This is a genomic window from Micromonospora sp. NPDC051296 (genome assembly GCF_040682255.1).
Classification (GTDB): Bacteria; Actinomycetota; Actinomycetes; order Mycobacteriales; family Micromonosporaceae; genus Micromonospora; species Micromonospora craterilacus.
Window position 1 is genome coordinate 1 of the sequence record NZ_JBFBAO010000117.1, and the last position, 17,192, is coordinate 17,192.

The window sequence follows — 17,192 nt, forward strand, 5'->3', positions numbered from 1 at the left end:
GCCGGTTGCACCACCTCAGAACACCGCTGGACAACCTGCAAGGCGTCGCTCTCGGTGCAGACCAGCTCACCGGCGGCCCGCCGGTGCTCGGCCCCGGCGACCAGGCCGGTGAGGATCACGACGCGGTTCTGCACCATCACCGTGATCTGCTGCCGGCGGGTCGTCCAGTCGGCGCTCAGCCGCTGGGCGACCAGGGCGGCGAGGCGGACGTCCTCGTCGTGGTCCTGCGGTTCGTCCCAGAGCGCGCGGAAGGAGTGGTCGTCGGGCATCGGCCAGGGCCACGGCATCACCACAGCGGTCTCCTTCGTCGTCGATGCCGGCGACCCGACGCGCCGTCCCGATCGACCACCACCTTGCGCAACGACCTTGGAGTCGACCGCACGGTTGGATGACAGTTGCATGACAGATCAGCCGGTGCGAGGCCAGATCGGTGAGTTGGCCGGCGGCGGAGTGTCGTCGGCGCGGTCGCCGGCCGGCAACCAGAGTACGAAGGTGCTGCCCACGCCGGGTCGGGAGAAGACCGCCGCCTGTCCGCCGTGCGATTCGACGATCTGCCGGACGATGGCCAGTCCCAGCCCGGTGCGCCGATCGGCGGAGCCGCCCCGACCGGTCTCGCCGCGCCAGAACCGGTCGAACACCCGCGGCTGGTCGTCCTCGGCGATACCGGGCCCCTCGTCGGCGACGGCCAGCCACAGCCAGCCGCCCTCCCGGCTGGTCGCCACGTCGATCGCGCCGCCGAGCGGGGAGAGGCGTACCGCGTTGGACAGCAGGTTCCCCGCGGCACGGCGCAGCGCGTCGGGGTCGCCGATCAGCACGAGATCAGCGCCGAGCGCGTACCGCAGCCGCAGCCCACGCCCGGCGGCCAGCGGGGCGAAGTCCTCGCCCGCCTCCCGGGCGACGGTGCTCAGGTCGACGTCGGTGTCGGCCATCGCGTCGGCGTCCCGGCGGGCGGTGGCCAGCAGGTCCTCGACCAGCCGGGACATCCGGGTGGTGGCCCTGTCGACGGTCGCCACCGCGGCGGTCCGCTCCTGCTCGGTGGCCTCCGGCGAGGTCAGCGACGCGTCCAGGTTGGCCCGGATGATCGCCAACGGGCTGCGCAGCTCGTGCGAGGCGTCGTCGATGAGCTGCCGCTGGGCGCGGAAGGCGTGGTCGAGCCGGTCCAGCATCGAGTCGATGGTGTCGCCCAGGTCGCGCAGCTCGTCGCGCGGGCCGGCCAGCCGGATCCGGCGGGACAGGTCGGTGGCCTGGATCTCCCGGGCGGTACGGGCGATGGCGCCGACCGGACGCAACGCCCGACCGGAGAGCACCCACCCGATGCCGAGGCTGGCGACGAAGAGCCCACCGAGGGCGATCAACGAGTAGTCCCGGACGGTCTGCAACAGCCGCAGGTTCACCTCGTCCTCGATCTGCTGCACCTCGGCCACCTCGATGGTGGTGCCGGTCGCCACGGTACGGCCGTCGGACTTCTTCTTGTACAGATGCGCCTGGTAGCGCTCGGTGATCGGCTTCGGGTCGACCGCCCGGTCCACCGCCACGTACGCCACCACCAGGCCCGCGCCGGCCAGCGCGAACAGCAGCGTCGAGTAGAGCACCGTCAGCCGGAACCGGATCGACCGGAAGATACTCACGCCGTCACCTCCCGCAGCCGGTAGCCGCGGCCGATGACCGTCTCGATCGGTGGGTCGTCGCCGTCGCCGGTGAGCTTGCGCCGCAGCGTGCCCACGGTGACCCGGACCGTCTCGGTGAACGGGTCGGCATTGGCGTCCCAGACGTGCTCCAGCAGTTCCTCGGCCGGCACCACCTGCCCGGGGCGGGTCATCAGGTACTCCAGCACCCCGAACTCCTTGCGCGTCAGGTGCAGCTGCCGGGTACCCCGCCGCGCCTCGTGCCGGGCAACGTCCAGGCGCAACGCTCCCACGGCGAGCACCACCCCGGTGCCGCCGCTGTCCCGGCGTAACAGTGCCCGCACCCGGGCCAGCAACTCGGCCAGCGCGAACGGCTTCACCAGGTAGTCGTCCGCACCCTCGTCGAGGCCGCGCACCCGGTCGCCGAGCGCCCCGCGGGCGGTGAGCATCAACACCCGCAGGTCCGGCCCGTCGGCCACCGCCACCTCACCGGAGCGGATCGCCCGGCACACCGCGAACCCGTCCACGTCGGGCAGGTTGACGTCCAGCAGCATCAGGTCGTACGCGTTGACCCGCAGCAACTCGTACGCCGCCGTCGCGTCGTCCGCGAGGTCGACGGCGTAGCCGGCCCGGACCAGCCCGACCCGCAGCGCGCCGGCCAGATCCTCTTCGTCCTCCACCACGAGCAGCCGCATGTTCCAGTCATCCCCTCGCGATGAGCCCCCGTGCCACCTGTGCCGCGCGGTCGATCGGGATGGCGAAGCCGATGCCGATGTTGCCGCTGCTCTCCAGTGTGGCGATGGCGGTGTTGACGCCGACCACCTCGCCCCGGCCGTTGACCAGCGGACCGCCCGAATTGCCGGGGTTGATCGACGCATCGGTCTGCACCGCCGGCTGCCGGGCACCGCCGCCGAGCCGCACCGGACGGTCCAGCGCGCTGACGATCCCGGCGGTCACCGTGCCGGAGAGTCCCAGCGGCGAACCGACGGCCAGCACCGGCTCCCCGACCTGGGTCTGCCCGGACGGCGCGAACGGCAGCGGGCGCAGGCTCGTGCCTCGCTCGACCCGCAACACGGCGATGTCCGTACCCGGGTCACGGCCGACGAGCCGCGCGGTGAGCCGCCGGCCGTCCTGGCCGACGACGTTGATCGTGCCGCCCTGGGCCACCACGTGGTCGTTGGTGACGACGTGCCCCCGGTCGTCGATCAGGAAACCGGAACCGGAGGCGCCCCGCCCGCCGGACGATACCTGCACGGACACCACTCCGGCCAGCACCCGGTCGGCGGCGGCGACCAGATCGGCGCCGGTGCCCGGCGCTGCGCCGGCCGGTGGCGCGCCGGCCGGTGGCGCACCCAGGACGGCCTCCGGCGGGTCGTCGCCGGCGGCGTAGTGCCCGGCGACGCCGCCGGCAGCCGCCGACACCGCCACCAGGGTCAGCCCGGCCAGCAGCAGCCGGGGCCACCGCGACGGGCCACCGGCCGGATCGGCCGGCCCACCCGGCGTGGGGTTGTTACCACTCGGCGTGGTGTCGGGTCCACTCGGCGTGGCGTCGGGTCCGCCCGGCGCGGTGACGGGTACGAACGCCGGGGCCCCGGCGGGTCGATGGGGGGCCAGGTCGGGGGAGACGAACCGCGGCCCGCGCGGCTCGCCCAGGCCCGGAATCGTGCTCGTCATGGCGATGTCCCTTCGATAGGGCGTCGAGGCAGAGGGGGAGAGAGAGAAGGCCGTCGGGGCGGGCCGGCGCCGGGCCGCTCACGGCAGGCGGGAGAACCAGAACATCGAGGCGGCGGCGGCCAGCAGGGCGAGCAGCAGCCCGCCACCGATGAACCGTGCCGACACGTCCTGCCGTTCCGTCCGGTAGCCGACCGACGAGCCGATGTCGGCGTACGCCTCGCGCAGCTCGTCGCTGCTGCCGGCCTCGTAGTAGCCACCACCGGCCTGTTCCGCCACGGCACGCAGGGTCTCCCCGTCGACCGGAACCGGCTGACCCCCGCCGATTCGGCCGTCGAGCGTGCCGAAGGAGATGGTGTCGACCGGCACGCCTGCCGCCACCGCGTCGGCGGCGGCCGAGGCCGGCTCGCGTCCCGACGTGTTGGCGCCGTCCGAGAGCACCACCACCCGGGCCGGCGGCGGCTCCTCGGCGGCCTGGGCGTCCAGGCTGCGGATCGACTCCAGCGAGGCGTGGATCGCCTCGCCGATCGCGGTGCCCTGGAGGGCGGTGACCCCCTCTTCGAGCCGGTCGATGCCGGCCGTGACGGTCTCCCGGTCGCCGCCCGGGGCGACCATCACCGAGGCGCTGCCGGCGAACGCGACCAGCCCGACGTTGAACTCCTCCGGCAGGTCGGCCACGAACTCCCGGGCCGCGTCCTTGGCCGCGACCAGCCGGTCCGGCGGTACGTCGTCGGCGAGCATGGACCGGGACACGTCGACTGCCACGATGACGGTGGCCCGCTCGCGGGGCACCCGTACCTCGTCGGTCGGGCGGGCGAAGCCGACCACCAGCAACGCCAGCATGGCGATGAACAGGCCGGCCGGCACGTGCCGCCGCCACGCCGGGCGGGCCGGCGCCACCTTGTCCAGCAGCCGCAGGTTGGTGAACCGGACCGCGTACCGGCTTCGCCGCCGCTGCATCACCAGATAGCCGACCACCAGGGCGGCCACCCCGGCCAGCAGCCACAGACGTTCCGGAGATTCCCAGGTCACGCCGCATCTCCGTTCGTGGGTCGGGTCGCCCGGGCCAGCCGGCGCTGAGCGTGGACGTGTCGGACGATGTCGGCGATCCAGTCCCGGTCGGTGCTCAGCGGCAGGTGTGCCGCACCGGCCCGGCGCAACGCCCGGGCCACGGCCAACCGCTGGGCGGCGGCCGCCTGCGCGTACCGCTCGCGTAGCCGGCGGCTGCCGGTGGACACCTCGCGGCGGCGCCCGCTCTCCGGGTCGACCAGGGTGATCAGGCCGACGTCGGGCAGTTCCAACTCGCGCGGGTCGCGGACCTCGACGGCGAGCACCTGGTGTCGCGCGGCCAGCCGGCGCAGCGGCCGTTCCCAGTCCGGCGGCGCGGCGCTCGCGCCGGCCACACCCTCGTCGGGCAGGCCGTCGAGGAAGTCCGAGACCACCACCGCGAGGCCGCGCCGGCCGGCCGAGCGGCGCAGCCCGTCGATCGCGTCGGCCAGCGGCACCGGCTGGGTGGCCGGCCGGCCGCGGGGCACCTCCAGCAGCGTGCGAAGCAGGTTGAGCAGGTGGTGTCGGCCGGTGCGGGCGGGGAACCGGCGTACCCCGGCGTCGCCGAGCAGGTGCGCGCCCAGCCGGTTGCCGGTGCCGGCGGTCAGGAAGCCGACGGCGGCCACCGCGGCCACCGCCAGCTCCCGCTTCTCCAGCTCGGCGGTGCCGAAGTCCATGCTCGGCGTCGCGTCGATCAGCGTCCAGGTGGTCAGCTCCCGGTCGGCGTCGACGGTACGCACGTGCGGCACGGTGGTCCGCGCCGTCACCGACCAGTCCATCCGCCGCACCTCGTCCTCGCCGGGGCGGTACTCGCGGCTGCCGGCCGGCTCGCTGCCCGGCCCGGGCAGCAGGCCCAGATGCTGCCCGTGCAGCAGCCCGTCGAGGCGGCGGGTGATGGTCAGTTCCAGGCGGCGCAGCCGGCGGTGCGGCGCCAGCCGCCCGACGCTGGTCGAGGTCTGGTTCATGCCGCCGTTCCCAGGCCGGGCCCCTGCCGCTCCTGTGCCGGGGCGATCTGTGGTGGCGGCACGGCCTCCAGGACCCGTCGCACCAGCTCGCCCGGGTCGACGTCGTCGGCGACCGCGTCGAAGGAGAGCACCAGCCGGTGGGCGAGCACGTCACCGGCGACCTCCCGCACGTCGGCGGGGAGCACGTAGTCCCGCCCGCGCAGCAGCGCCAACGCCCGGGCCGCGGCGACCAGGCCGAGGGTGGCCCGCGGGCTCGCCCCGTACGCGAGGTGACCGGCCACGTCGGCCAGCCCGAACCGGTGCGGGTCCCGGGTGGCAAGTACCAGCCGGACCACGTACTCGGCCAGGGCGTGGTGGACGAACACCTCCCGGGCGCGGGCCTGCAGGGCCAGCAGCCGGGCCGGGTCCAGCACCGGCCGGGCGGCCGGCGTGCTGGTGCCCATCCGGTAGAGGATGCCCAGCTCCTCGTCGTCGGTCGGGTAGTCGACCACGATCTTCATCAGGAACCGGTCCCGCTGGGCCTCGGGGAGCTGGTAGACCCCCTCGGACTCGATGGGGTTCTGGGTGGCCAGCACGAGGAACGGGGTCGGCACCGGGTAGGTTCGCCCGCCGAGCGAGAGGTGCCCTTCGGCCATCACCTCCAGCAGCGCCGACTGGACCTTGGCCGGCGCTCGGTTGATCTCGTCGGCGAGGACCAGGTTGGCCATCACCGGCCCCAGCTCGACGTCGAAGCTCTCCTTCGACGGCCGGTAGATCCGGGTGCCGAGGATGTCCGACGGCACCAGGTCGGGGGTGAACTGGATCCGGGAGAAGCTACCGCCCACCGCGGTGGCCAGGGTCTCCGCGGCGAGCGTCTTGGCGACGCCGGGCACCCCTTCGAGCAGGCAGTGGCCCCGGGCCAGCAGCGCGGTCAGTAGCCGCTCCACCAGCCGGTCCTGGCCGACGATGACCCGCTTCACCTCGAACAGGGTCTGTTCCAGCAGGCGCGCCGCACCGGCGTGCTCGCCGAGCATCTCGGGTTCGCGTAGGGGAGTGGTCGTCACGTTCGCAGCTCCTCGGTCGCGTCTGGGAGGCGGGTACCCGGGCAACGGGGGGAGCCCGGGTACCCGCTCGTGACCCATTGGGCCAGAGCGGACCGAAAGACAGCCGAACGATCATGGTCGCCGGGGGCGACTGTGGAGGGTGACGCGCGCCACCCTGGGCGCGCGTCACCCGGTGCGGATCAGTCCCGCCCGCGCTGCCCCCGGTAGCGGCGGATCAGGGCGGCGGTGGAGGAGTCGAGGCCGTCGAGGTCGGCCTGGTCGCCGGTGAGCAGCGGCGCGAGCTGATTGGCCATCACCTTGCCCAGCTCGACGCCCCACTGGTCGAACGGGTTGATGTCCCAGATCGCGCCCTCGGTGAGGACGATGTGCTCGTAGAGCGCGACCAGCTGCCCGAGGGTGGCCGGGGTGAGCCGGTCCGCGACGATCGACGTGGTCGGGTGATTGCCCGCCATCACCCGGTGCGGCACGAGTTCCGCCGCGGTGCCCTCCGCCGCGACCTGCTCGGCGGTACGGCCGAAGGCCAGCGCCGCGGTCTGGGCGAAGAAGTTCGACATGAACAGGTCGTGCATCTCGCCGATCTCGTGGTTCGGCTCGCTGAACCCGATGAAGTCCGCCGGCACCAGCCGGGTGCCCTGGTGCAGCAGCTGGTAGAAGGCGTGCTGGCCGTTGGTCCCGGGCTCACCCCAGAAGATCTCCCCGGTGTCGTACGGCACCGGTCGGCCGTCGGTGCGTACCGACTTGCCGTTGCTCTCCATGGTCAACTGCTGCAGGTACGCCGGGAACCGGTGCAGGTACTGCGAGTACGGCAGCACCGCGTGGGTCTGCGCGCCGAGGAAGTTGGTGTACCAGACGTTCAGCAGCCCGAGCAGCACCGGCGCGTTGCCGGCCAGCGGAGTGGTGCGGAAGTGCTCGTCGACGGCGTGGTAGCCGGCGAGCATCTCGTCGAAGCGCTGCGGCCCGATGGACAGCATCACCGACAGGCCCACCGCCGACGGCAGGGAATACCGGCCGCCGACCCAGTCCCAGAAGCCGAACATGTTCGCCGGGTCGATGCCGAAGTCGCCGACCCGCTGGGCGTTGGTGCTGACCGCGACGAAGTGGCGGGCCACCGCGTCCTCGCCGGCACCGAGACCGGCCAGCAGCCAGCGCCGAGCCTGGTGGGCGTTGGCCAGGGTCTCCTGGGTGGAGAAGGTCTTCGACACCACCACGAACAACGTGCTGGCCGGGTCCAGGTCGGCGGTGGTGTCGTGGATGTCGGTGGGGTCGATGTTCGACACGAAGCGGCAGCTGATCCCGCCGTCGCGGTACGCCTTCAGCGCCTCGTACGCCATCACCGGCCCCAGGTCGGAACCGCCGATGCCGATGTTGACCACGGTGCGGATCCGCTCGCCGGTGTGCCCGCGCCACTGCCCGGAGCGCACCTTCTCGGCGAACTCGGCCATCCGCTCCCGTACGGCGTGCACGTCGGCCACCACGTCCTGACCGTCGACGGTGAGCGCGGCGTCGCGGGGCAGCCGCAGCGCGGTGTGCAGCACGGCCCGGTCCTCGGTGCCGTTGATGTGGCTGCCGGCGAACATCGCGGCGATCCGGTCGGCGAGCCCGACCCGCTCGGCCAGCGCGGTCAGCAGGGCGAGCGTCTCGTCGGTGACCAGGTTCTTGCTGTAGTCGACGTAGAGGTCGGCCACCTCGACGGTCAACCGGTCGCCCCGGTCGTGGTCGGTGGCGAACAGGTCCCGCAGATGCGTCCTGCGGATCTCGTCGGCGTGCTTGCGCAGGGCCTGCCACTCGTCGGTGGTGGTGACGTCCGCAGCCATCGGATCGATCGTCTCCCTCGCAGGGTCGGCACGCCGCCAGCGCCGTCCGGCCGGCGGGTGAGTCCAGCCTGCCATACGAAGATCGCCGCGCGAGTCAGACGCCGGGGACCGATCACGATCAGCATCCGGCCGTTCACCCGGCCCGGCCGGCGGGCGTACCGCACCGGGGCCGATGCTCGCCGGCGGCGGCGACAGGGCATGGTGGAGGGATGACGACGCCGGCCCCGAGTGCCCCCGCAGCCGCCTCCGGAAGTCCCGCCACCGCCGCACCCGTACGGCAGACGTTGCTGGTGCTCGGCGCCAGCGGCGACCTGACCGGGCGGCTGCTGCTGCCCGGGCTGGGCCGGCTGGTGGCCAGCGGCGCGGCCCCCGCCCTCACGCTGATCGGCAGCGGCATGGACGACTGGGACGACGAGCGGTGGCGCCGCCGGGTGGCCGACTCCTTCGCCAGCGTCGGCGCCGACGGCCCGCTGGAGTCCGAGGTGGTCCGGGGGACCCGGTACGTGCCGGCGGACGTGACCAGCGAGGAGGACCTGCGGCGGCTGCTGCGGGACTGCGTGGGGCCACTGGTGATCTTCTTCGCGCTGCCGCCGATGGTGACCGCCCGCTCGGCCGCCGCGCTGGCCCGCATCGGCCTGCCGCCCGGCACCCGGCTGATGCTGGAGAAGCCGTTCGGCGTCGACCGCATCTCGGCCCGCTCGCTCAACAACCTGCTGGCCACCCTCGTACCGGAGGAGCAGGTGCACCGCATCGACCACTTCCTCGGCAAGTCGACGGTGCTGAACCTGCTCGGCCTGCGTTTCGCCAACCGGATCTTCGAGCCGGTGCTCAACTCCACGCACGTCGCCTGCGTGGACATCGTCTTCGACGAGACGCTGGGCCTGGAGGGCCGGGCCGGCTACTACGACGGCGCCGGTGCGTTGGTGGACATGGTGCAGAGCCACCTGCTCCAGGTGCTCTGCCTGCTCGCGATGGACCCCCCGCCCACCCTCCGCGCCCAGGAGCTGCGGGGCCGCAAGGCGCAGGTGCTGCGGGCCACCCGGCTGTGGCACGACGACCCGGTGGCGGCCAGCCGGCGGGCCCGCTACACGGCGGGCGAGATCGGCGGGCGCCGGCTGCCCGACTACGCCGACGAACCGGGCGTCGACCCGGCCCGCCGTACCGAGACGCTGGCCGAGTTGGTGTTGACCGTGGACACCTGGCGTTGGGCCGGGGTGCCGTTCCGGCTGCGCTCGGGCAAGGCGATGGCCGCGACCCGCAAGGAGGCGATCATCACCTTCAAGCAACCGTCCCGGGTGCCGGACGGGCTCACCGGCTACGAACACCCCGACCGGTTGCGAATCGGGTTCGGCCCGGACCGGCTGGGCCTGGATCTCAACATCAACGGTCCCGGTGACCCCTTCGAACTCGAACAGGTTCGCCTGTCGGCGGACTTCGGCCCCGGCGACCTGCCACCGTACGGCGAGGTGCTGCGCGGCGCGTTCGAGGGTGACCCGACCCTGTCGGTACGCGGCGACGTGGCCGAGGAGTGCTGGCGCATCGTCGAGCCGGTGCTGGCCGCCTGGAAGGCGAACAGGGTGCCCCTGCAGGAGTATCCGGCGGGCTCCACCGGGCCCGGCGACTCGCTGATCGGCCCGGTGGCCGGGTGAGGGTCACCGCGATCGCCGCGTCACCGACAGTAAATGGCTGATCTCTCTCAGCTATCTCCCAGTTTGCGGTGCTAGCTTCCGGCCGCAACGGGATCCACCATGGACGGCGCTGATCCCGTTGCGGCACAACGGTTCTGGCGTAGAACTTTCACGTCCGAGCCGCGTCGCCGTGCCCGTCCGTTGGCGAGGGAGAAGCTCGTGGTGTTCAAGAAGATGCTGGGTGCCTTCGGGGTCGGCGCGCCCGGCGTCGACACGGTCCTGTCCAATCCGAGCACCCGGCCCGGGCTGATGCTCACCGGGCAGGTGAACCTGACCGGCGGCAGCCACGACGTGGAGATCGACCACGTCGTCGTGGGTCTGGTCACCCGGGTCGAGGTCGACGGTGCGGCGGGAGACCACGACGCCACCGTCGAGTTCCACCGGGCCCCGGTCGCCGGTGCGCTGCGCCTGGCGCAGGGGCAGCAGCTGGCCCTGCCGTTCCAGCTGCCGATGCCGTTCCAGACCCCGGTCACCGACATCTACGGGCAGCGCCTGCCCGGCATGACCATGGGCCTGCGTACGGAGGTGGCCATCCGGGGCGCGGTCGACAAGGGTGACCTCGACCTGGTGCACGTGCATCCGCTGCCGGTGCAGGAGCGGATCCTCGCGGCGTTCGGCCAGCTCGGCTTCCAGTTCAAGAGCGCCGACCTGGAGCCCGGGCAGATTGCCGGAGCGCACCAGAGCCTGCCGTTCTACCAGGAGATCGAGTACTACGCGGCACCGCAGTACGCCCACGGCGTCAACGAGGTCGAGTTGACCTTCTTGGCCGATGAGCAGGGCGTGGATGTCGTCCTGGAGTTCGACCGGCGGGGTGGCCTGTTCACCGGCGGGCATGACTCCTACGGCCGCTACCGGGTCTCACACGTCGACGCCGATCGGCTGGACTGGGCCGCCGAGGTCGACCGGTGGGTCCGCGAGGCGCTGGAGCAGCACCGCACCCTGCACCCTGCCCCTGGATTCGGCCAGCCCGGCTATGGCCAGCCGGGCTACGGTCAGGCCGGCTACGGTCAGCCGGGCTACGGTCAGCCCGGCTACGGTCAGCCCGGCTACGGTCAGGCCGGCTACGGTCAGCCTGGCTACGGGGTGCCGGGCGGGTATCCGCCGCACCAGCCCGTGCCCGGCCAGTACCAGGAGCAGCACGAGCGGAGCGGGCCCGGGATGGGGGCCGTTGCCGCTGGTGTGGTGGGCGGTGCGGCGCTCGGCTTTGCCGGCGGCATGATCGCCGAGGAGGTCTTCGACTCCTTCGGTGGCGACGAGGGCGACGAGGGTGGCGGCGACGAGGAGTGACCGGGGTGGCCCGGGTTGCCTGACACCGCGGGTGCTGCTCGCGGTGCTCGGCAGTTGGCCAGGGTGCGGTTGCGTGTCGGGGTGCCGGTGATCGTCTGCATTGCAGTGACTCCCGCATCGGCGTGTCATGTCACTGAAACGCAGACGATCGAGGCGACAGGCACACGGTGCGCGCGAAAGGCGTGTGGCGGTCGGCCATCGGCGGGGTGTTCCGCGCGCCGGTGGCCGACCGCCATGCGCGGCGCCGGGCACCCTCGGCCGGCGTTCAGCGGGTGCCCTGGCGGTGGACCCGTCCCTCGTGGGTGAGCTTGGACCGGCCGTGGTCCCGTTCGGTGCCGGACGTCCCGGTCGCGGCCCGCTCGTGCCGGCGCCGGGGTGAGCGTTCCGTCGGCGATCCCTGCCGGCCCGGGGCGCCGCTGCCCGGGTGCTGCCGGCCGCGCGCCGACTCGCCGCCGCTGTCGTGCTTGTTCTGCTTGTGGCTACCCATGGGCAAGGCGTACCCGGCGAGCCGCCGGCTAGTCGCCGGGATCAGTCGCGGCGCTCGCCCGCCGGGTTGGTCGAACCTGCCGGAGAGTGGCGCCTCGCCAAGATCGGTGAGTTAGGTTAACCTAACCTAACTTTGCCGTGCGGTGGCGGGAGGTACGCGTGACGCGGAACTGGATCCGGCTCTGGTTCGACAGCGGCGGCCAGGCATGACCACGCCCGCCACCACGGCGCTGGCCGAGCGGCCCGGTCCACCGGCCGCGCCCCGGCTGCGTACCCGCTGGCTCATCCTCGCCGTGCTCTGCCTCGCACAGCTCGTCGTGGTGCTGGACAACACCGTGCTCACCGTGGCGGTGCCGGCGCTCAGCCGTGACCTGGCGGCCAGCACCGCCGACACACAGTGGATCATCAACGCGTACGCCTTGGTGCTCTCCGGCCTGCTGCTCACCGCCGGCAGCGCCGTCGACCGCTACGGCCGACGGCGGATGCTGATGGTCGGGCTCGTGCTCTTCGGAGCCGCCTCACTCGCCGCCGCGGCGGCCAGTTCGCCCGGTCAACTGGTCGCGGCCCGGGCGGCGCTCGGCGTCGGCGGTGCCCTGCTGGTGACCGCCACCCTGGCCGTGGCCATCCAGGTCTTCGACGCAGACGAACGGCCCCGCGCGATCGGGATCTGGGCGGCCGCGCACGCCCTCGGCTACGCCGCCGGGCCGCCGGTCGGCGGGCTGGTCCTCGGGTACGCCGACTGGCCGGCCATCTTCCTGCTCAACGTGCCGGTCGTGGTGATCTGCCTGGTCGCCGCCGGCCTGCTGGTGCCCGAGTCGCGCCGGCCCGGCGCGGGGCGACTCGATTTCCCCGGCGCGGTGCTCTCCGGCGCCGGGCTCACCGCCGTGGTGTACGCGGTCGTCTCCGCACCCGACCACGGCTGGACGGCGCCGGCCGTGCTCGGCGCGGCGAGCGCGGGAGCCGTCCTGCTCGGCCTCTTCGTCGGCTGGGAACGGCGGATCGCCCACCCCATGCTCGACCTGCACTTCTTCCGCGACCAGCGGTTCGTCGGCGCGGTGGCCGGGGTGGTCCTGATCACCTTCGGCAGCGCCGGATCGCTGTTCCTGCTCGCCCAGCAGTTGCAGTTCGTCCGCGGCCACTCGGCCTGGGAGGCGGGCCTGCGGATGGCGCCGTTCGCGCTCACCGTGGTGCTGCTCAACCTCGCCGGCCTGGCCGCGCGGCTGATCCGGCTGCTCGGCACCCCGGTGGCCATCGCCGTCGGGATGGCCCAGCTCGCCGCGGGTCTGGTCGTCGCCGCGTACGCCCCGACCGACGGCTACGCCGTCCTGCTGCTCGGCCTGGTGCTGATGGGCGCCGGCTGCGCGCTGGCCAACCCGGCCATCGTGGACGCGGTGATGAGCGCGATCCCGCCCGAGAAGGCCGGCGCCGGTGCCGGGGTGGACGGGACCATGGCGGAGGTCGGTGCCAGCCTCGGGGTGGCCGCGCTCGGCGCGGTGATGAGCGCCCGCTTCGTGGCCGCGCTACCGGCCGACCTGGCCGGCGCGGACTCGTTCGCGGCCGCGTACGCCGCCGCGGCCGAGTCGCAGCGAACTGGGGTCGCGGACGCCTTCGGCGCGGCCGTGGCGACCAGCCAGACGGTCGGCGCGGTCGCCGTCCTGGCCGGCGGCTGTCTGGCCGCGTTCCTGCTGCACCGGGCCGCGCGCCGGACGGCCTGACCACCACCAGGCTCGCTCGCCGACGGCAGCCCGGCTGGTGGCGGCCTGGCCCGGTTGGCCCGCGCGGTTGTGGTCTGGACCGGTGATGGTGCGGCTGGCGGCGATCTGATGGGTCGCGGAGGCCTGGGAACGTGGCGGCCCCGGCGGTGGTCCCGCCGGGGCCGCCGTCGGTGCGGGCGGATCAGCTGGTCGGGAAGTTGTCCGGGGTGCGGATGCGCTCGCGCATGAAGGCGCCGGAGGTGGTGAGCATGGAGGTGCCGGTGTAGTTGCTGCCGTTGCAGGTGCCCGGCCGCAACGCGGCACTGCCCTCGGCCTTGTCGGAGAACGTCCAGTTCGCGTAGCCGATCTTCAGCCGGTCCAGCAGGTCCAACCACTGCCGGCTGCTGGTCAGGTCGGCCGCCCCGTCACCGGTGTAGTCCACCGTGCCGAACTCGGTGACGAACAGCGGCAGCCGGGCTGCCGCCCGCTCCACCTCGGCGCGGTAGTTGTCCCGGTGGGACGCGGCGTAGAAGTGGAAGGCGTACATGATGTTGCTGGCGTTCACCGGGTTGTTGGCGATCTCGGTGTGGTTCGAGCCCTCCGAGACGCCCAGCGAGGACCAGGCGCGGGTACCCACGATGATGACGGCGTCCGGGTCGTTGGCCCGGATGACCGGGATGACCTGCTCGGCGTAGTTCTTGATGGTCGACCAGCTGACCCCGTTGGGCTCGTTGGCGATCTCGTAGATCACGTTGTTCTTCGCGGCGTGCCGCGCGGAGACGGCGGCGAAGAAGGTCTTGGCCCGCTCCAGGTTGTACATCGGGTCACCGGGGGTCAGCGTGTGGAAGTCGATCATCGCGTACATGCCGCGTCGGGTGGCCTCCTCGACCAGGTTGTTGACCCGGTTGGTGAACCCTGCGGGGTCGGTCTCGTAGCCCTGCTCCTGCACGTACATGGCGATCCGGAACAGGTCCGCGCGCCAGTCGGTGGCGAGGGCGTCGAGCGAGGCGTTGTTGTAGCAGTTGCCGAACCACTGGATGCCGTGGGTGCTCATCCCGCGTAGCTGGATCGGCCGCCCGTACTGGTTGCAGAGGTTGACCCCGCAGACCCGCAACTGCCCGTTGATGGCCACCGGGGTCTGCCCGCCGGGCGGCGGCGTGGTGGGCGGGGGAGTCGTCGGCGGCGGCGTGGTCGGTGGGGGCGTGCTCGGCGGCGGGGTGGTGGGCGGCGGGGTGGTCGGGGTGGTCGATCCGGTGCAGACCGTGCCGTTGAGGGTGAACGAGGTCGGCGACGGGTTGCTGCCGGTGAAGCTGCCGTTGAAGCCGATGTTGGTGCTGGCTCCGGTGGCCAGCGAACCGTTCCAGCTCATGCTCTGTGCCGTGACGGAGCGGCCGCTCTGGCTCCACGTCGCCGACCAGCCCTGGGTGACGCGCTGGCCGCCGTCCGGGAAGGCGAACCCGAGGGTCCAGTTGTTGACCGCGTCGCCCAGGTTGGTGATCGTGACGCTCGCGGTGAACCCGCCGGACCAGCTGTTCGTCGTGTAGGTCACGGCACAGCCGGTGGCGGCCATCGCGTTGGTGGCGGGCAGGGAGGCCAGCGCGCCGAGGGTCAGCGCCCCGACGGTGCCGGCCGCGACCAACAGGCGCCGGAAGCGGCGCGGAGGATGCTTCATGGGTGGACCGTCGCAATCTGGTCGTGGTGGTGGGTCCGGCATCTCCGGTGACATCGGACGGAGGGCCGGGAGCGCTCCCACGGCAGCCTACGATGCTGCGAAACGGTCACGCAATATTTCCATACATCGAACTCTTGCCGGTATGCGATGCCCGAGGACAGTGCCCGGGGTGCCGTGGCGCCCGCGAACGGTGCCCGGACGCGGTGCGTCGGTCACACCTCCCGGGTGGCGTCATGCCTCCGCGGCGGCGTCGGGCCTCGCCGGTGACGTGATGCCTCCGCGACGGGGTCACGCCTCCCCGGCGGCGCGTTGCCGGTCGGCTTCGGCATCGGCGGCCCCGACCGGGGTCGGGTCGGTGTCCCGCCGCGCTCCGGTCAGGTCGACGTCGGCACCGGCCCGGGCCGCGTCGGCCGCCGCGTCGTCCGCGCCGACCACCTCCCCACCGGCCGGCTCGCCGTCGTCCTCGATCAGCTTGCCGGCCGCGGTGATCGCGATCGGCGTGTACCTGGGGTCGACCATGTCGTCCTCCTCGCCGGTGTCGCAGTAGGTACCCACCGCGCGCCCGCCCACACGAGATCCGCCCGCCCGGCAGCCCTGCCCGCCTCCCTGCCCGCAGGCAGGGCCGTCCACTGGCCGGCCGTGTTGACGCGGGTCCTCGACCACAACCGCCCGGAGGTCCGGGCGACCTGTCCGCAGCGGGGGCCCGCCGGGCCCCCGCTGCGCGTGCGATCAGTGGTTGCGTCAGCGGATGTAGAGGACCCAATCCCCGATGTACCCGTAGCAGTAGAACTCGTAGTAGTCGCCGGTCGCGACCTTGGCCTCGCCGTCTGCCTGGCAGTCCTCTTCGTAGGTGAACGATCCGAAGTAGTCGAACTCGGGAGCTGCGATGAGGCGGTTGGCCGCCGCGTAGTCCGCCAGGGCAGTCCCCGTCGCCAACCCCTGGTCCGCGTCGAACTGGTAGTGCACACCCAGGTAGATTCGACTGCGCGCATCCTCCTGGGCGGCAGCGCTGAAGCTGGTGAAGGTGCGCGTCACGCCTTCGGCGTGCGGGTCCTCCGTGGTTGCCGTGAAGGTGATGTTGTCGGTGCCGAAGTAGTTCCGCATCGCGCCCGCCCAGGCCGCCCCGAACGTGGCGTGGCCGGAGACGTACGCGGGGAACGCGGGCGAGTAGCTGTTTCCGTTGAGGTCAGCGGAGAGGGGCTTCCAGCCCGGGTCCGCGGTGGTGGCCGGGTTTCCGTCGGTGCCCGCGAGCTGGATCGCGGTCTCCGGTCGCCACAGGTCGATCGGCGTCTGGTACTTCGCGTCCCAGGCCGCGATGCCGGCATCCGCCATGCTGATCGCGACGAGCGCGAAGAGCCGCGCGTTCCGGTACTCGCCGACGTTCTGCTGCCGGGCGACGATCTGGGTGTGTGCGAAGTGCTGGCCCGGCGGCTTGTAGGTGCCGTTCAGGTCGTTCGCCCAGAACCACGCGATCTCGGTCTGCTCGGCGGTGCGGGTGGAGCTGTTCTCCTGGCCCAGTTCCTGCACCTCGTTGACCTGCTCGGCGTACAGCTCGCTTTCGAGCAGCTCCTCCATCGTGGAGAAACCCCCGGGTAGCTGCGGGCGGAACTGCGAGCCCGAGGTCATCGCGAACGGCGTCACCAGACCCCAGTTCGGCGTCGCGGCGGAGCCGGTACCGGTGGGCCGCCAGTCGCCGGCGTTGGTGCCGGGGGTGTACGCCGTGTTGTTCGTCGAACCGTCACCGGAGCGCGCGTCGATCATCGCCTGGGCCGCCACTGTGCCCACCCTGGTCGCCTCGATCTCGCCCTGCCAGGTGGGGTTGCGGCCCTGCTGCGCCGCCGCGAGGTCGTCGTCGAAGTCCAGAGTCGGGAACACCGACCGCAGCACGGTGACGGCGGCGTAGTCGATCGCCGTCTGCGAGAACGGCTCCCGGTCGTCCCGGACGTCGACCTTCACCAGGTAGGGCTCCGCGTCGCAGCCGATACCCAGGTCTCGGGCGTTGTACTCACAACCGATCGAGTGGACCGCGTCGTAGATGGCAACGTGCATCATGGCGCCCGCTCGGGCCAGTGGCCCTGGCGCCCCGCCCACCTCTCGGTCCAGGGCGATCTCGATATCGCCGGAGTCGGCTCGGCCGCTGGCCGCCGGTACGTCGATGCCGGGCTGCCACCGGTCGCGCAGCTTCGGGGCGGCGCTGCCG

Annotated in this window: 14 protein-coding genes and 1 pseudogene; 3 read left to right on the forward strand and 12 right to left on the reverse strand. The window is 72.7% G+C overall.

All coding sequences use genetic code 11. The annotated features are described in order from the left end of the window. From AB0M52_RS14795 to pgi, 8 genes and pseudogenes are all read right to left on the reverse strand, one after another. On the reverse strand, positions 1–287 hold a 287-nt coding region (locus AB0M52_RS14795), incomplete at its 3' end, for a BON domain-containing protein (RefSeq protein WP_363953434.1). A 120-nt stretch (positions 288–407) separates the two neighbouring features. After that, entirely contained in the window at positions 408–1,628 is a 1,221-nt protein-coding gene (locus AB0M52_RS14800) for a HAMP domain-containing sensor histidine kinase (protein WP_363953410.1), read from the reverse strand. Further along, positions 1,625–2,320: a response regulator transcription factor gene (locus tag AB0M52_RS14805; RefSeq protein WP_363953412.1), complete on the reverse strand. Its 696-nt coding sequence runs from the start codon at positions 2,318–2,320 to the stop codon at positions 1,625–1,627. The genes AB0M52_RS14800 and AB0M52_RS14805 overlap by 4 nt, the downstream gene beginning before the upstream one ends. Before the next feature lie 7 nt (positions 2,321–2,327). Then, the gene (locus AB0M52_RS14810; RefSeq protein ID WP_363953414.1) at positions 2,328–3,299 is read right to left on the reverse strand and encodes a trypsin-like peptidase domain-containing protein; all 972 of its coding nucleotides are present in this window, start codon (positions 3,297–3,299) and stop codon (positions 2,328–2,330) included. 78 nt (positions 3,300–3,377) lie between these two features. Continuing rightward, positions 3,378–4,328 carry a VWA domain-containing protein gene (locus AB0M52_RS14815; protein WP_363953416.1) on the reverse strand — a complete coding sequence of 317 codons (951 nt, stop codon included), beginning with the start codon at positions 4,326–4,328 and terminating at the stop codon, positions 3,378–3,380. Continuing rightward, positions 4,325–5,308 (reverse strand): DUF58 domain-containing protein, encoded by a 984-nt coding sequence (locus AB0M52_RS14820; RefSeq protein WP_363953418.1) that lies wholly within the window; start codon positions 5,306–5,308, stop codon positions 4,325–4,327. Before AB0M52_RS14820 ends, AB0M52_RS14815 begins: the two co-directional genes overlap by 4 nt. Continuing rightward, positions 5,305–6,282 (reverse strand): annotated as a pseudogene (locus AB0M52_RS14825) (MoxR family ATPase); the annotation flags it as partial. The pseudogene AB0M52_RS14825 and the gene AB0M52_RS14820, both read right to left, overlap by 4 nt. 248 nt (positions 6,283–6,530) lie before the next feature. Further along, the gene (pgi, locus tag AB0M52_RS14830) at positions 6,531–8,165 is read right to left on the reverse strand and encodes a glucose-6-phosphate isomerase (protein WP_363953420.1); all 1,635 of its coding nucleotides are present in this window, start codon (positions 8,163–8,165) and stop codon (positions 6,531–6,533) included. Between the two features lie 209 nt (positions 8,166–8,374). On the opposite strand from pgi, the gene AB0M52_RS14835 reads away from it, so the two are divergent. Both AB0M52_RS14835 and AB0M52_RS14840 read left to right on the forward strand, forming a co-directional pair. Beyond that, complete coding sequence (locus tag AB0M52_RS14835; protein WP_363953422.1) at positions 8,375–9,814, forward strand: glucose-6-phosphate dehydrogenase; 1,440 nt, start codon at positions 8,375–8,377, stop codon at positions 9,812–9,814. 198 nt (positions 9,815–10,012) lie between these two features. Then, positions 10,013–11,140, forward strand: coding sequence for a sporulation protein (locus tag AB0M52_RS14840; protein WP_363953424.1), 1,128 nt, complete (start codon positions 10,013–10,015; stop codon positions 11,138–11,140). A gap of 265 nt (positions 11,141–11,405) precedes the next feature. Here the strand turns inward: AB0M52_RS14840 and AB0M52_RS14845 are convergent, their stop codons facing one another. Further along, positions 11,406–11,627 (reverse strand): hypothetical protein, encoded by a 222-nt coding sequence (locus tag AB0M52_RS14845; RefSeq protein WP_363953426.1) that lies wholly within the window; start codon positions 11,625–11,627, stop codon positions 11,406–11,408. 205 nt (positions 11,628–11,832) lie between these two features. On the opposite strand from AB0M52_RS14845, the gene AB0M52_RS14850 reads away from it, so the two are divergent. Further along, on the forward strand, positions 11,833–13,341 hold the full coding sequence (locus AB0M52_RS14850) for an MFS transporter (RefSeq protein WP_363953428.1): 1,509 nt from the start codon (positions 11,833–11,835) through the stop codon (positions 13,339–13,341). Positions 13,342–13,522: 181 nt separating this feature from the next. On the opposite strand, the gene AB0M52_RS14855 is transcribed toward AB0M52_RS14850, so the two are convergent. From AB0M52_RS14855 to AB0M52_RS14865, 3 genes are all read right to left on the reverse strand, one after another. After that, a complete protein-coding gene (locus tag AB0M52_RS14855; protein ID WP_363953430.1) occupies positions 13,523–14,992 on the reverse strand; it encodes a cellulase family glycosylhydrolase in 1,470 nt (489 codons plus the stop codon). Positions 14,993–15,280: 288 nt separating this feature from the next. Continuing rightward, the gene (locus tag AB0M52_RS14860; protein WP_363953432.1) at positions 15,281–15,511 is read right to left on the reverse strand and encodes a hypothetical protein; all 231 of its coding nucleotides are present in this window, start codon (positions 15,509–15,511) and stop codon (positions 15,281–15,283) included. A 222-nt stretch (positions 15,512–15,733) separates the two neighbouring features. After that, the gene (locus tag AB0M52_RS14865) at positions 15,734–17,044 is read right to left on the reverse strand and encodes a vanadium-dependent haloperoxidase (protein ID WP_363953436.1); all 1,311 of its coding nucleotides are present in this window, start codon (positions 17,042–17,044) and stop codon (positions 15,734–15,736) included. Positions 17,045–17,192 lie beyond the last annotated feature (148 nt).

Bases quoted from the DNA above. Each gene is read 5' to 3' on its own strand.
- AB0M52_RS14805 (WP_363953412.1), bottom strand. From the start codon at position 2,320: ATGCGGCTGCTCGTGGTGGAGGACGAAGAGGATCTGGCCGGCGCGCTG.
- AB0M52_RS14810 (WP_363953414.1), bottom strand. From the start codon at position 3,299: ATGACGAGCACGATTCCGGGCCTGGGCGAGCCGCGCGGGCCGCGGTTC.
- AB0M52_RS14820 (WP_363953418.1), bottom strand. From the start codon at position 5,308: ATGAACCAGACCTCGACCAGCGTCGGGCGGCTGGCGCCGCACCGCCGG.
- pgi (WP_363953420.1), bottom strand. From the start codon at position 8,165: ATGGCTGCGGACGTCACCACCACCGACGAGTGGCAGGCCCTGCGCAAG.
- AB0M52_RS14835 (WP_363953422.1), top strand. From the start codon at position 8,375: ATGACGACGCCGGCCCCGAGTGCCCCCGCAGCCGCCTCCGGAAGTCCC.
- AB0M52_RS14845 (WP_363953426.1), bottom strand. From the start codon at position 11,627: ATGGGTAGCCACAAGCAGAACAAGCACGACAGCGGCGGCGAGTCGGCG.
- AB0M52_RS14850 (WP_363953428.1), top strand. From the start codon at position 11,833: ATGACCACGCCCGCCACCACGGCGCTGGCCGAGCGGCCCGGTCCACCG.
- AB0M52_RS14855 (WP_363953430.1), bottom strand. From the start codon at position 14,992: ATGAAGCATCCTCCGCGCCGCTTCCGGCGCCTGTTGGTCGCGGCCGGC.
- AB0M52_RS14860 (WP_363953432.1), bottom strand. From the start codon at position 15,511: ATGGTCGACCCCAGGTACACGCCGATCGCGATCACCGCGGCCGGCAAG.
- AB0M52_RS14865 (WP_363953436.1), bottom strand. From the start codon at position 17,044: ATGATGCACGTTGCCATCTACGACGCGGTCCACTCGATCGGTTGTGAG.